At 71.3% G+C, this 13,073-nt stretch carries 14 protein-coding genes; 10 read left to right on the top strand and 4 right to left on the bottom strand.

Annotation, left to right across the window (positions count from 1 at the left end; all coding sequences use genetic code 11):
- Positions 1-6: 6 nt before the first annotated feature.
- The 9 genes from ABZ863_RS23355 (at position 7) to msrB (ending at position 8,360) form a co-directional block, all read left to right on the top strand.
- Positions 7-543 carry a DUF6286 domain-containing protein gene (locus ABZ863_RS23355; protein WP_358539206.1) on the top strand — a complete coding sequence of 179 codons (537 nt, stop codon included), beginning with the start codon at positions 7-9 and terminating at the stop codon, positions 541-543.
- A complete protein-coding gene (locus tag ABZ863_RS23350) occupies positions 540-1,142 on the top strand; it encodes an alkaline shock response membrane anchor protein AmaP (protein WP_358539203.1) in 603 nt (200 codons plus the stop codon). The genes ABZ863_RS23355 and ABZ863_RS23350 overlap by 4 nt, the downstream gene beginning before the upstream one ends.
- 4 nt (positions 1,143-1,146) lie before the next feature.
- Complete coding sequence (locus tag ABZ863_RS23345; protein ID WP_358539201.1) at positions 1,147-2,223, top strand: ATP-dependent DNA ligase; 1,077 nt, start codon at positions 1,147-1,149, stop codon at positions 2,221-2,223.
- A 78-nt stretch (positions 2,224-2,301) separates the two neighbouring features.
- Positions 2,302-3,849 (top strand): alpha/beta hydrolase, encoded by a 1,548-nt coding sequence (locus tag ABZ863_RS23340; protein WP_358539199.1) that lies wholly within the window; start codon positions 2,302-2,304, stop codon positions 3,847-3,849.
- Positions 3,850-3,901: 52 nt separating this feature from the next.
- Entirely contained in the window at positions 3,902-5,191 is a 1,290-nt protein-coding gene (locus ABZ863_RS23335; protein ID WP_358539196.1) for an AMP-binding protein, read from the top strand.
- Between the two features lie 65 nt (positions 5,192-5,256).
- The gene (locus tag ABZ863_RS23330; protein WP_358539193.1) at positions 5,257-5,919 is read left to right on the top strand and encodes a TVP38/TMEM64 family protein; all 663 of its coding nucleotides are present in this window, start codon (positions 5,257-5,259) and stop codon (positions 5,917-5,919) included.
- A 71-nt stretch (positions 5,920-5,990) separates the two neighbouring features.
- Positions 5,991-7,589 carry a protein kinase gene (locus ABZ863_RS23325; protein WP_358539191.1) on the top strand — a complete coding sequence of 533 codons (1,599 nt, stop codon included), beginning with the start codon at positions 5,991-5,993 and terminating at the stop codon, positions 7,587-7,589.
- 35 nt (positions 7,590-7,624) lie between these two features.
- Positions 7,625-7,924 (top strand): hypothetical protein, encoded by a 300-nt coding sequence (locus ABZ863_RS23320; protein ID WP_358539188.1) that lies wholly within the window; start codon positions 7,625-7,627, stop codon positions 7,922-7,924.
- 10 nt (positions 7,925-7,934) lie between these two features.
- On the top strand, positions 7,935-8,360 hold the full coding sequence (msrB, locus tag ABZ863_RS23315) for a peptide-methionine (R)-S-oxide reductase MsrB (protein ID WP_358539185.1): 426 nt from the start codon (positions 7,935-7,937) through the stop codon (positions 8,358-8,360).
- 42 nt (positions 8,361-8,402) lie between these two features.
- Here the strand turns inward: msrB and ABZ863_RS23310 are convergent, their stop codons facing one another.
- From ABZ863_RS23310 to hemE, 4 genes are all read right to left on the bottom strand, one after another.
- Positions 8,403-8,810: an Hsp20/alpha crystallin family protein gene (locus ABZ863_RS23310; RefSeq protein ID WP_358539182.1), complete on the bottom strand. Its 408-nt coding sequence runs from the start codon at positions 8,808-8,810 to the stop codon at positions 8,403-8,405.
- A 129-nt stretch (positions 8,811-8,939) separates the two neighbouring features.
- The gene (hemQ, locus tag ABZ863_RS23305) at positions 8,940-9,632 is read right to left on the bottom strand and encodes a hydrogen peroxide-dependent heme synthase (protein ID WP_358539179.1); all 693 of its coding nucleotides are present in this window, start codon (positions 9,630-9,632) and stop codon (positions 8,940-8,942) included.
- A 4-nt stretch (positions 9,633-9,636) separates the two neighbouring features.
- Positions 9,637-11,067 (bottom strand): protoporphyrinogen oxidase, encoded by a 1,431-nt coding sequence (gene hemG, locus ABZ863_RS23300; protein ID WP_358539177.1) that lies wholly within the window; start codon positions 11,065-11,067, stop codon positions 9,637-9,639.
- Positions 11,064-12,155, bottom strand: coding sequence for a uroporphyrinogen decarboxylase (hemE, locus tag ABZ863_RS23295; RefSeq protein ID WP_358539174.1), 1,092 nt, complete (start codon positions 12,153-12,155; stop codon positions 11,064-11,066). The genes hemG and hemE overlap by 4 nt, the downstream gene beginning before the upstream one ends.
- A gap of 96 nt (positions 12,156-12,251) precedes the next feature.
- Between hemE and ABZ863_RS23290 the strand changes: the two genes are divergently transcribed.
- Positions 12,252-12,806, top strand: a complete 555-nt coding sequence (locus ABZ863_RS23290) for a DUF3000 domain-containing protein (protein WP_358539404.1) — start codon at positions 12,252-12,254, stop codon at positions 12,804-12,806.
- Positions 12,807-13,073: the final 267 nt, after the last annotated feature.

Below are 13,073 nucleotides of genomic sequence, written 5' to 3'. Positions count from 1 at the left end.
GACACAGTGCGGGGACTCGTCCGTTTCTTCTCGGCGCTGCTGGCGCTCGCCGTCGCCGCCGCGGGTGTCCTGCTGGTGCTCGAAGTCGCGTGGCGGTGGGCGCGTCCCGGGGCCGCGCCCCTGCTCGTGCCATGGCCCGCCTGGCGGGCCTCGCTGAGCGAACTCACCTGGACCTCGATGGCGGTGCAGGTCACCGCTCTCGTGGTCGCCGTCGTCGGGCTGGTGCTGCTGATCGTGGCGAGCACGGCCCGCAGCCGCGATGTCCGGTTGCACGACCCGGCGACCGAGGTGAGCGTCACGACCTCGCCACGCTCGCTGGCGCGGCTGGTGGGCCAGCACGTCCGCGCGCAGGACAACGTCACCGGCGCGACGGTGACCGCCAGCGCCCGCAAGGTCAGGGTGCGGGCACTGAGCAGGCTCGAGACCGAACAGCAGCTACGCCCGCGGCTGACCGAGTCGGTCGCCCTTTTCCTTGGCGACCTGCCGCTCACCCAGCGGCCCAAGATCTCCGTCGTCGTGGACTCCCCCAAGGACCGCCGATGAGCAAGCCCGTCTCCGTCGCGGCGCAGAGCCGGTCCCAGCGCACCGAGCGCGTCCTGACCTTCGCCGCCGGGCTGGTGCTGCTGGCCGCGGGGGCGCTCGCGCTCGTGGTCGCCTCCGGCGCGCTCGGCGAGTTCCGCGCCCAGCGGCCCGTGCTCGACCCTGTGGCGCTGGACTGGCTGGGCCGCCAGCAGCAGGCACTTGTCCGCGGCGTCGCGATCGCGGCCGGTGTCGCGCTGTTCGCGTTCGGGCTCTGGTGGTTCGTCCGCTCACTGCGGCCGGAAGGACGTCCCGACATCGAGCTGGACCGCGAGCCGGGGCGAGGGGTGACCGTCACGTCGACGGCGATCACCGACGCCGTGGAGGCCGACGCCGAAGCCATCGAGGGCATCAGCCGCGCGCGGGCCCGCTCCGTCGGCGACACCGAACACCCCGCGCTGCGCCTGCACCTGTGGCTGCGCGAGGGCAGCGATCTCCGGCACGTATGGCACGAGCTGGACACCCAGGTGCTCGCGCGCGCCCGCGAGTCGCTTGGCGTGCCGGTCCTGCCGACCGCGGTCCGGCTCGAACTCGGCTCCGGCCGTCGCCAGCGCGTACGGTGATGCCATGTCTCTGCCCGTCACTCCCCCGGTGAAGCCCATGCTCGCCAAGGCGGTCGCGACCATTCCGGACTCCGGCGAGCTGTTGTTCGAGCCGAAGTGGGACGGGTTCCGCTGCCTCGTCTTCCGCGACGGTGACGAGCTGACCCTGCAGTCCCGGTCGCTGAAGCCGCTGAACCGGTACTTCCCCGAGGTGCTCGCCGAGCTGGCCGAAACGCTGCCCGAGCGTGTGGCGCTCGACGGTGAGCTGGTCGTCGGGCTGAGCGGCAGGCTCGACTTCGACGCGCTCACCGAACGGATACATCCGGCGGCCAGCCGTATCGCACTGCTGGCCGAGCAGACACCGGCGACGTTCGTTGCCTTCGACGTGCTGGCGATCGGCGACCGGCCCCTGCTCGACGAGCCGACCCGGGTGCGCAGGGCAGCGCTCACCGACCTGGCGGGCGACAGGCTGCAGCACACACCGGCCACGACCGACCCCGGCACGGCCCGGCACTGGTTCGAGCTGTTCGAGGGCGCCGGGCTGGACGGCGTGATCGGCAAGCCGCTGGACGAGCCGTACGTGCCAGGCAAGCGGTCGATGTTCAAGTACAAGCACTCCAGGACCGCCGACTGCGTGGTCGCGGGCCTGCGCTGGCACGTCGACGGCGCGCAGGGGGAAGCGGTCGGCTCCCTGCTGCTCGGTCTCTACGACGGTGACGGCGTGCTGCACCACGTCGGGGTCGTGGGTGCGTTCCCGGTGCGGCGACGGCGTGAGCTGGCTACCGAGCTCGCACCGCTGATCACCGAGGGCGCGCACCCATGGCTGGGCGAGGCCGTCGTCGAAGGTCAACGGCTGCCGGGTGGGGTGAACCGGTGGCGGCCCAACGAGCAGCCCTGGGTGCCGCTGCGTCCCGAGCGGGTGGTGGAGGTCGGCTACGAGCACACCGAGGGCGGCCACCCGGCCCGGTTCCGGCACACCGCCCAGTTCGCGCGCTGGCGCCCGGACCGGGAACCCGCGTCCTGCGGATACGCCCAGCTGGAGGAACCTGCCCGCTACGACCTGGACGCCGTCTTCCGCGGCGCGGTGAAACGCACCCGCTAACTGCGCCCTCACCGCACCCATGCAAGGGTTGAGGCCACGTTGCAGGCTGTCGCCCCAGGGGAAGTGAGGACCGAATCAGTGCCGCGCCGTGGTCGTGCCCGATCCGTGACCGTAGCCGCGCTGGTCCCGGTGCTGCTCCTCGCCGGCTGCACTGCCGGTCCCTCCACCCGGCCCCCGGTCGTCGAGAACGACGGACCACCGCCACCCGCGCCGAGCAGCACGTCCCGGCAGGTTCCCCTTCCTGACCTGGCCGCGCCCGGCGCCAGTGGCATCGACTGGTCCGACTGCACCAGCCAGACCCGGCAACGGCTAGGACGGGGGGCCGGTGACCGGCTGAGCTTCTCATGCGCGCGGATCACCAGCACCCTCGACGCACCCGACACACCCGGCTACGGCATCACCCGCCTTGCGGTGCTGAAGGTGGGCGCAGGGCCGATCCCGCTCACGGTCGTCAACGACGTCGAGGGCGAGCCCGGCACCCTGTACGCGGCGCGGCTCGCCTCGACGCTGCCCCCCGAGCTGCTGCGCACGTTCTCCCTCATCGGCGTCGACCGCAGGGGAACCGGCGACTCCGACCCGGTGCAGTGCATTCCCGACGACGTGCGCGACGCGCTGTTCGGACACGACCCGGCGCGTGGCACGGAGGATGTGCTCGACGCGGCCCGCACGGCAGGTCAGCAGTGCGCGATCAACCTCGAGGACGAACAGACCGCGCTGGACAGCTGGCGCGCGGCGGGCGACCTCGACCAGCTGCGCCAGGAACTGGGCCTCGACCGGCTCAACGCGATCGGCCACGGGGAGGGGTCGCGGGTCGTGGCGCTCTACGGGGCGCGCTATCCCGAGCACGTCGGCCGCGTGGTGCTGGACGGGGTGCCCGATCCCACGGCCGATGCAGCCGCCGTACTCGGCGGGGTCGCCGAGGGAGCCGAGGCCACGCTCGACGCCTTCGGCGCCGACTGCGCCAGCCGTGGCTGCCCGCTCGGCAGGGACGCGCGGGGTGCTGTCACCGCACTGGCCAAAGAGCTCAGGACGACACCACTGCACGCGGACACCGGCACGCTGGGCCCGGCGGTGGCGCTGCGCGCTGTGCTGGCCGGGCTGGCCGAACGCGATCGCTGGCCCGCGCTCGCCGACGCGCTCGTCGCCGCCAGGGGCGGTGACGGCACCGGGCTCGCCGCGTTCGTCGAGCCGTACCTGCTCGAAACCGAGACGACCGCCGCCCGGCTCGACGGGGTGCTGGCCACCCGGTGCAACGACATGGCCACCCGGCTGCCAGCCGACCAGCTCGCCAGGACCAGCGCGGACCTCGGCGCGAAGTATCCCGTGTTCGGTGCCGTCCTTGCCCAGCAGCTGGCGTGGTGCAGCCCATGGCCGAGCCGGCGGGAGCCGATGCCGGACATCGGGACCGCGGCGACACCACCGTTGGTCGTGGTGAGCACCGCGACCGACCCGGTGACGCCGGAGCAGGGCACCATCCGGGCGGCCGAGCAGCTGCCCAGCGCGGTCCGGATCGCCTGGCAGGGAGCAGGGCACGGCGCATTCGGCTCACCGTGCGTGGCCGACGCGGTGCAGGCGTTCCTCGTCGACGGCAGGGTGCCCCGCGACGGCACCCTCTGCCCGGCCTGACGGCCGCCACGTAGGTGATCACGTTACGGGCACTTGACGACAGCGTTGGAGGATGTTTCGCTGGCGCGCGGTGAAACTTCTGTCGTTGCTCGCTGGTCTGACCAAGCGCGACCCGCACGCCATCATCGCGATCGACGTCGATCCCGGACAGCCCGTACACGTGAGTCGCTCCGAACTGTGGCGGCGCACGTTGCAGCTGCGCGCGGATCTGGCGACCGCGGGCGTCGGTCGCGGGGACGGTGTCGCCGTCTGGCTGCCGAACTGGTCGCACCTGCTCGACTGGCACGTCGCCGCCGCATCGCTTGGCGCACACGTGGTCGGCCTCGGCCCGGACACGCCGGCAGGCGACGCGGCGCGGGTGATCGAGCGGGCCCGGCCACGTGTGGTCGCCATCGCGCCCCGCTTCCGTGACCTCGATCCGGCAGGGCGGCTGCGGGACGCGCTGGCGCAGGGGGGCACGCCGGTACCCGCGGTCGCCGTGGTGGCGGGGCCGCACAACCGCCCGCCGATCGACCCGTCGCCGTGGGACTTCGGCGGTGGCGCGTGGCTGCCCAGCGCCACCACGGCCGGTATGCCGATGCCGGTGACGAAAGGCGACGAGCTCGCCGTGGCGTTCGGCCCCGATCTGGCCGCCCACCGCGAGTCGGCCATAGTGCGGCATGCGCTGAGCGCGGCCGAGGCCATCGGCATCCGCGATGACGATCTCGTGGCCTGCGCGGAGCCGCTGACCAGCGCGTTCGGCCTCGGCATCGCGCTGGCGGCGCTGGCAGGCGGGGCGACCTGCCTGCTCGAACCCAGCTGCGACGACGAGGACACCCTGCTCGACGACATGGCACGCTTCGGCGCGACCCAGCTGGCCGCGGGCGACGACGTGGTGCTGCGGCTGGCTGACGCCTTCGACGCCAGGCGCCGCGAGCTCGGCACCTGGCGCTGGCTGGGCATCGCCGCCGTACTCGGCCGCGCGCAGGAGGCCGCGACCTGGGCGGAGAAGGAGTTCGGCATCACCGTCAGCGGTGTGTACGGCTCGGCGGAGCTGCTCGCCCCCGTGGCCGTGTGGCCACAGGGCCATCCTGCGCCGGACCGCTGGCAGCCGGGCGGGCTGCCGGTGTCGCCGCAGATCGAGGTGCGGGTCGCCGATCCGGTGTCCGGGCTGCCGGTGCCGGACGGCACACAGGGTGAGTTGCAGTTTCGTGGGTTCACCGTCGCGGAGGCACATCTCGGCGCGGCGAGCACCGGAAGCGAGCGCACCGGCGAAGACTGGTTGCGTACCGGAGACCTCGGCGTCCGCACCGACGACGGCGGCTTCCACCACCTGGGCCGCATCGCCGGGTCCACGCTCTGAGAGTTGTCGAGTAGTGTCCGGTGTGGACACTCGCCACGGATCCAGCGGGGTCCGCTACCGTAGCGGTGGTGCGCACAACCAAGGTGATCAGCGGGCTCGTCCTGCTCGCGGCGATCGTGGTGGCGGCATTCACGGTGCCAGTGCCGAGCGCGGCCGAGGTGCGGGCGTGGGCCGACGGAGCCGGTGCGGCGGCGGCTCTGTTGTTCCTGCTGGCGTATGTGCTGTGTACCGTGCTGCCGATCCCGCGCACCGTGTTCAATCTCGCCGCGGGCCTGCTGCTCGGTGAAGCTCTCGGCATTGTGGTCGCGTTCACCGCGACCATCGTCGCCGGATGTCTCGGTTTCCTGCTGGCCAGGGCCCTCGGCCGGGACATGGTGACGCGTCACCTGCACCGGGCCCGCGTCCGTGCGGTCAACGAGAGGCTCACCGGCGGCGGGGTACTCGCCGTGGCGTCGTTGCGGCTTATCCCGGTGATTCCCTTTGCACCACTCAGTTATTGCTGCGGCGTCTCGTCTTTGCGGCTACGCCCCTACCTGGTGGGGACCGCGCTGGGCAGTCTGCCCGGCACCATTGCCGTTGTCGTGCTCGGCGACGCACTGACCGGCGATACACCACCTGCTTTGGTTGCCTGCTATGTGGTCTTCGCCGCGCTCGGCGCGCTAGGGTTGCTACGCATCATCCGCACAGCCGAAGCACAGCAGGCGGAATCCGGACACGCGCTGAAGTAGGTCCGCGCAACCGGCGGTTGAGACAAAGCACCACAAGCGCACCGCTACACTCGATCGGGTGCGCGAACCGGATGATCGCGCTGTGTCCATTCACGATCGCGAGAAGTAGCCGAGGAGTAGGCGTCATCGACACCGGTCAGTTGATCGCAGGCCACTACCGCCTCGTTGAGCACATCGGCAGCGGTGCCATGGGGATCGTCTGGCGTGCGATTGACGAGCGCTTGGAACGTTCAGTCGCGGTCAAGCAGATCCTGACCCAGCCGGGGCTCTCCGAGGCGGAGCGGGACAACGTGCGCCAGCGCGCCATGCGCGAGGCGAAGAACGCCGCACGTTTCCAGCATCCCAACGCGATCGTGGTGTTCGACATCGCCGAGCACGCCGGGGAACCGTGCCTGGTGATGGAATACCTGCCCTCGCGCAGCCTGTCGGCGATCCTGGCCGAGCAGGGAACGCTTCCGGTGGCCGAGGTGGCGCGAATCGGCGAGCAGGTCGCCTCCGCACTCGTCGCAGCGCACCGCGCCGGCATCGTGCACCGCGACATCAAACCGGGCAACATCCTGATCGACGACAACGGCACGTCCAAGATCACCGACTTCGGCATCTCGCGGGCGACCGGTGACCTCACCCTCACGCAGACCGGTCTGATCGGCGGGACGCCCGCGTACCTCGCACCGGAACTCGCCCGGGGCGCCGATCCGACGCCGGCCTCCGACGTGTTCTCCCTCGGCGCGACCCTCTACCAGGCGATCGAGGGGCTACCTCCCTACGGCGACAGCACCAACCAGCTGGCGTTGCTGTACGCGGCGGCGAACGGCAAGGTCAACCCCCCGGTACGGTCGGGACCGGCGACCGCGCTGCTGATGAGCCTGCTGCGCTCGGAGCCCGCGGAACGGCCCACGCTGAGCGAGGCCCGTGACCGGCTCGCCGCGCTCGCCACGAGCGAAGGCAACGGCAAGGCACTCGCCGCCACCCGGGTGTCTCCCCCGCTGCTGGCCACCGGCCGCCAGCCCGCGACGCCGAGCGTGCCGCCATGGCAGCGCAACCAGGCGCAGGGCGGCCCGCCGCCGCACCACCCGACCACGGCGGGCGCCCCCGTGCCCCGGCCACGGAGCCCCGAAGAGAGTGGCGGCGGCCGGGGCAGACGCAAGCCGCTCGTGTTCGGGGCTGTCGGGGTCGCAGTCCTGGTCATCGCAGCGGTTCTCGCCATCGTGCTCACCTCCAACGGCAACAACGACAACGACAACGCCCAGGGCCGGCAGGGCTCGCCGCCGCCCTCGACTCCGTCGTCGTCCACCACGACCAGCCCCCCGACCTCACAGTCGTCTGCGGGGAATTCCGGTGGGCAGGTCGAATGGCAGCCGGCCGGTACCCTCATCGAGAACTTCTACAACAATCCCGCGGGCTCCTGGCACCTGCTGACCGAGCAGGCACAGGCGTACTACGACCACGATCCCGGCGAGTTCGCGGAGTACTGGCACGAGAACCAGGTCACTTCCTACCGCGGAATCCGGGCACGCAATGCGCAGAACAATCCCGATGGCTCCGTGGACATGCAGCTCAACCTCGACATCGGTGAAGGCATGCAGCCGATCATCATGCGGGTGGTCAACGCGGGCGGCACGCTGCTGATCGATGGCAACACGCGGCCGGACGACAGCTCCCACGGCTGATGGGCATCCGGCACCCGGTGCTCTACCGTGGAGCCATGTCCGATGACCATGCCTCCCGCCGCAGCTCGCGCTTCGAGGACGAGCTCATCGGGCTGGACCCGGACGACCCTGAGGTGCAGGCTTTCGCCGCTCACCTGGACCGGATGGAACGCTGCGACCCGGCGTTCACCATCGAGGGATCCCTGCGCGGTGTCGCGGACTTCGCCGAGGGCAGCAACCGCGCGGGTGGGTTGCGCTGGTGGCTCGCCGCGCTGGTCGTGTGCCTGATCCTGGCGGGCGTGCTGGTCAGTGCATGGGACACGTTGGGCGATCTGGTGGGCTGGCTCGCGAGGTAGCCTGGATCGCATGGACCCAGCCGCCGGAACGACCCCGCACGTTCACAAGACCGACGAGGAATGGCGTGCTCACCTGCGCCCCGAGGAGTACGCGGTGCTCCGCCAGGCGGCCACCGAACGTCCCTTCACCGGCGAGTACACCGACACCAAGACGACGGGCGTCTACGAGTGCCGGGCCTGCGGTGCCGAACTCTTCCGCAGCGACACCAAGTTCGACAGCCACTGCGGCTGGCCGTCGTTCTACGACCCCGCCGAGAGCACTGCCGTGATCCTGCGCGAGGACCGCTCGCTCGGCATGGTTCGGGTCGAGGTGCTGTGCGCCACCTGCCACAGTCACCTGGGGCACGTCTTCGAGGGCGAGGGCTACCCGACGCCCACCGACCAGCGGTACTGCATCAACTCCGTCGCGCTGCGCCTGGTGCCTACCGAGGGGTGAGGGATCACGCCCGGCTTGCCGGCCGGCAAGCCGGGCGTACCGTCAGCTCTTGTTCACCTTGATCTGCACGGTCTTCGGCGGCTCCTGCCGCTCGATAGGGACGGCGACTTCGAGAATCCCGTTGGCGTACGTCGCGGTGATGTGGTCGGTGTCGGCGCCGGCGGGTAGCGACACCGACCGGCTGAACGAGCCGTAGCGGAACTCGCTGCGACCCTGCTCCGTGGTCTCGGACTCCCGCTCGGCGGAAATGGTGAGCAGCCCGCTTTCGGCCGCGACATGGATCTGCCGCGCCGGGTCGAATCCGGGCAGCTCCGCACGAACCAGGTACTTGCCCTCGCCCATCGACTCCTCGATGCGCACCGGGTTGCGCTCGCCGAACAACCAGGAGCCGCCGAGCCAGTCGGCGATGTTCGGGAACACGGAGCGGTAACGCGGCTGCAGCGACGCCATTGCCGATCTCCCTTCCTCGAGTTGGCTGGATTTCTCCAGCAAACTCCGCGGACGGCCAGAACGACGTGGCCCATCTTCCCCGATGCGGGGGACCACTGGCCCTTGCGCGAGTGGGCCGCAAGGCCCCGTTTACGGCAGGGCGAGGACGAGCTCTCCTGGCTGGACCCGGGTGCCGGTGTAGAACGGGGTCTCCTCGCGCACGTGCAGGCGGGCCTCGGTACCGCGCAGGTGCCGCATCAGGTCCACGATCCGGTGCAGCTCGTCGGCCTCGAAGGCGAGAATCCACTCGTAGTCGCCGAGCGCGAACGACGCGACCGTGTTCGCCCGAACGTCCGGGTAGTCCCGCGCCTCCTTACCGTGGTCGGCCAGCATCTTGCGGCGCTCGTCGTCGGGCAGCAGGTACCACTCGTAGGACCGTACGAAGGGATACACACACACGTACTTGCGTGCTTCCTCGCCGGCCAGGAAAGCCGGGATGTGGCTCTTGTTGAACTCCGCGGGCCGGTGCAGCGCGACCTGGCTCCACACCGGCGTGGAGGCGCGCCCCAGCGGCGTGCGCCGGAACCCGGTGTAGGCGGCCTGGACCTGCTCGATCTCCTCGGCATGCCACCAGATCAGGTAGTCGGCATCGGCACGCAGCCCGGCGACGTCGTAGACGCCGCGCACCACCACGCCCTTGTCCTCGAGCGCGCCGAGGTACTCGGTGGTCTCCTGCGCCGCGGGCCCGCGGTCGTCCGGGAGCGTGCCGGGCTCGACCTTGAACACCGACCATGCGGTGTAGCGAATCGTGTCGTTGAGTTCTTGGTAGTTCAACCGCGCCATGGCTCTATCGTCCCACCAGACGCCGGGCCGCGGCGTCGGCGGTGGCGATACAGGCGGGGATACCCACCCCGTGGAGTGCGGCACCGGCGACCTCGATGCCGGGCAACGCTGCGACGGCCCGCTCGATGCGGGCGACGCGCTCGACGTGCCCGGCACCGTACTGCGGCAACCCTCCGCCCCACCGCTGCACGAGTGTGTCGACGGGCTCGGCGGCGACATCGGTCAGCTCGGCGAGGTCCGCCCGGACCAGCCGTGCCAGTTCCTCGTCGGCGGCCCGAAGCACCTGCGTCTCACCGAACCGGCCGACCGAGCCCCGGATCAGCACCGGCGCCCCGTCGGCGCTGTGCTGCGCCCACTTGCGGGCCGAGAAGGTGAAGGCCTTGGCGGTGAACGGCCTCCCGTCGCGGCGCCGTTCCTGTGCACCGATGAGTACCCCGGACGCCTGCGGCAGCTCGGTCCCGGGGGGCAGCGCGAGCGCCACCACCGCCATGGACGCCAGCTCCACCTCGGCGAACGCGGTCGCGGCCACGGGCGTCACGGTGGCGAGCAGCCTGCTGGCAGCCGGTGCGGGCACGGCCAGCACGACGGCATCCACGTCGAGTACCGCATCAGCGGGCGCATGCGCCGGGGCCGCCGCGCCGGCCGTGAGCCGCCAGCCACCCCAGGCTCGCCTGCTCAGCTCCCGCACCGGCATCCCGAGCCGCACCTCGGCCGCGGCCTCCTTCGACAGGCGCTCGACCAGGGTCGAGAGCCCGCCGACGAGTGTGGCGAAGACCGGCGCCGTGCTGGGTTTCGCGGGCAGTTGCGCCGCGGCCGCCGCGGTCAGCGAAGCGGCACCGGCGTCGATCGCGGCCGCGATTGCGGGCACGGTCGCCCGCAGCCCCAGCCCGTCGGCGCCACCGGCATAAACGCCGCCGAGCAGCGGATCGACGAGGCGGTCGACGAGCTCGTCACCGAAGCGCGCCCGCAGCAGGCGCCCGAGCGAGACGTCGTCCCTCGGCAGAACGAGCCCGGGCAGACCGGCCTCGGCCGCCACGGCCCGCGCGCCCTCGGCCGAGAGCACATCCGCCACCGCAGCAGCCGAAGCAGGCACGCCCAGCACTGTGCGTGCGGGTAGCCCTACGGTGCGGCCGCCGGCCCGCACGGTCGCCGAGAACCGTGCCGGGTGGGCCAGCTCGGCAGCCATGCCCAGCTCATCAGCCAGCGCGACACCTTCCGGCCTGCGCGCGAGGAACGCCTCGGCACCGACGTCGAACGGCCTGCCCGCCAGCCCGGCGGTGCGCAGCTTGCCACCGAGGACGGAGCTCGCCTCGAAGACGGTGATCGTGACCTGGTCGCCGAGCAGCCGGCGCAGGCGGTACGCGGCGGTCAGTCCGGAGATCCCGCCGCCGACCACGGCGACGCTGCTCGGTGCTCCTCGCTGACCGGCTGTCACAGGCTGTGCACCAGCTCCACGACCCGGGTCAGGACCGCGGGGTCGGTATCCGGCAGCACGCCGTGCCCCAGGTTGAAGATGTGCCCACCCGCGGCCCGTCCCTCGGTGGCGATGCGGCGTACCTCGGCCTCGATCACCGGCCAGGACGACATGAGCAGCGCGGGGTCGAGGTTGCCCTGGACCACCGGCAGCGGCGCATCCGGCAGGCTCAGCCTGCGGACCGCCTCGTCGAGCGGCACCCGCCAGTCGACGCCCACCACGTCGGCGCCCGCGTCCCGCATGGCGGGGAGCAGCTCGCCGGTTCCGACGCCGAAGTGGATACGCGGCACTCCGTACTCCGCCACGGCGGCAAGCACCTTGGCCGAATGTGGCAGCACGAACTCGCGGTAGTCCCGCGGCGAGAGCGCACCCGCCCACGAGTCGAAGAGCTGGACCGCGTCGACCCCGGCGTCGAGCTGCGCCCGCAGGAAGGTCAGGGTGAGGTCGGCGAGCTTGCCCGCGAGCGCATGCCACAGCTGCGGCTCGGCGTGCATGAGCGCCTTGGTGTGCTCGTGGTGACGACTCGGCCCGCCTTCGATCAGGTAGGAGGCGAGAGTGAACGGCGCGCCTGCGAAGCCGATGAGTGGTGTGCTGCCGAGCGCATCGAGCAGCAGGCGGATCCCGTCGGTGACGGCCGTGACCTGAGCGGGATCCAACGCGGGCAGTGCGTCGACGGCCTCGCGGGACCGCACCGGATCGGCCACGACCGGGCCGACACCCGGCACGATGTCGATGCCGACACCCGCGGCATAGAGGGGCACGACGATGTCGCTGAACAGAATCGCCGCGTCCACCCCGTGCCTGCGGACCGGCTGCAGGGTGATCTCGGCGAGCAGCTCCGGGTCGAAGCACGCCGTGAGCATCGGAACGCCCTCGCGCAGCGCGCGGTACTCGGGCAGGGAGCGTCCTGCCTGGCGCATGAACCACACCGGCAGCCGTGTGGGTGTCCCGCCGCGCGCGGCCACGAGCAGTGGCGCGTCAGCGAGATTCCGGCGGGCCGGCGAGGTGGCCGCGCGGTCGAACGGCGGGGACATCGAAGGCGTTGTCATCACCGCCAATCGTGCCACGCCCGCTTCGACCGGCTTTTCTCGGCGCGTCCTTGCCTCCATGGGCACCGCGCGGCTTACAGTCGGGCGGTGACCGCCATGACGCAGGCGCCGGAGGAGTTCCGTAACGCCGTCGAAGCCCTGCAATCGGTGCGTCCCCGGCCGGAGGTGGCTCTCGAGCCGATCCGCGCACCGCAGCGGCTTGCGCCATGGGCCTACGCACTGAGCTGTGAGACCACAGGGCCGGGCGACGTACTCGCCTCGGGCCGTCTGGTGCTGTTGCACGATCCGGAGGGCCAGGAGGCGTGGAACGGCGTGTTCCGCCTGGTCGTCTACGTCCGGGCCGGCCTCGACCGGGAGCTGGCGACAGACCCGTTCCTGCCTGCCGTCGGCTGGTCATGGCTGACCGACGCGCTCGAGACCGCCGGGGCGTCCTTGACAGCGCTCGGGGGCACGGTCACCGAGACCTCGTCGGCCCGCTTCGGCGACATCGCCGGCCCCACCCGCACCGACGACCTGGAACTACGGGCGTCGTGGACGCCGAAGAGCGCGGACCTCGCGCCGCACGGCGAAGCGTTCTGCCAGCTGATGTCACACTACGCAGGCCTTCCCCCAGTTGGAGTAACGCTGTTCGAGCAGCGCCAGACGTCCTGATCGCTGCCACGACATCCCACGCCGGAAGCCTGTGACCGCGCGGGCGATACTTCCTGTGATACGCACGTCCGCCGGTTCTGACTGCACGCGGCATCTGCACGAGCCGCTCGACCTCGGCAAACTAGTTAAATCGTCAACACTGCGCGTTCTGTTAGCCACTCGCCGTGCATTAACCCGAAAGTGCTACACCGACCCCAGGCGGTAACTACCCGATCGGGATAGATACCCGTTCGATGCCCCCACTGACCCACTCGGGCGGCTAGAGTG

Source organism: Saccharomonospora sp. NPDC046836 (assembly GCF_040645195.1).
In the GTDB taxonomy this organism is placed as follows: Bacteria; Actinomycetota; Actinomycetes; order Mycobacteriales; family Pseudonocardiaceae; genus Prauserella_A.
Note: the sequence above shows the minus strand (reverse complement) of the source record. Positions and strands in the feature narration are given on the sequence as shown.